This is a genomic window from Thiolapillus sp. (assembly GCF_048562965.1).
GTDB lineage: Bacteria > Pseudomonadota > Gammaproteobacteria > Chromatiales > Chromatiaceae > Thiolapillus > Thiolapillus brandeum_A.
Map to the genome: position 1 here is coordinate 1 of NZ_JBHNMF010001219.1, position 776 is coordinate 776.

Consider the following 776-nt stretch of genomic DNA (forward strand, 5'->3'; position numbering starts at 1 on the left):
TTTTTCCGCGCACCCCATCAGCATGATGGCGGCAGAGCGCGCGGCCTCCAGTAATTAGGCATCAAAACATCAACCCGACATTCATGCCGGAATAATCCACCTGCCTATATTACGAAGGTATGCACCAATGTGGCTTTTTGTAAAAGACGAAAAAAGTCGTTTTCAACTACGGATTGAGCAGGGATGGTGTTGGCTTCTGCCCGTTTTTCAGCATCTCAAGTCGTTTTTCGTTCAGTTTCTTGTATTTCAAGCGTGGGGCTTCCGATTGCGGCGTGGGGGGCGGCAAAATGGAATAGCGGGGATCATCCTGGCCCATGGAGATTTCCAGGCGGTCCTTCAAGTACGCCATCCAGGATTTTGGATCGTTCGGATCCACGCCGTCGGGGACGTCGGGGAAGGACATATCGTCTGTGGTGAGCAACCCGCGTTCATCCAGGTGTGCGAGCTTGAGTTCGTCGTCACCCAGAAGATGCATTTCTTCGGCGGTCAGAAGCATCCGGGATACCAGAGCGGTAGTGGACAACAGGCCCTGGGAAACCACCCCGATACGGTCGGGCGGCGCGGCGAGAACAATGGCCGGCACCACAGTGATATTCCATGACTTGGCCCAGCCGGCGTCTTTGATGAATGGCATCTTCTCCATGCCTGGCATTGCTTTGCCATCGAGGGAAATCAGTCGGATTTCGAACCCATACCGCAACGCGAACTGTTTCAGAGGAAATATCTGAAAATGGCAGTATTTGCATGATGAAGAGTAGAAAAAGAAGATACCGGCC

At 52.8% G+C, this 776-nt stretch carries 1 protein-coding gene; it reads right to left on the reverse strand.

What is annotated here, in order from left to right; all coding sequences use genetic code 11:
• Window positions 1–166 precede the first annotated feature (166 nt).
• Window positions 167–776: conjugal transfer protein TraF (gene traF / locus ACOCD2_RS23420; RefSeq protein WP_293652956.1), on the reverse strand; the 610-nt coding region annotated here is incomplete at its 5' end.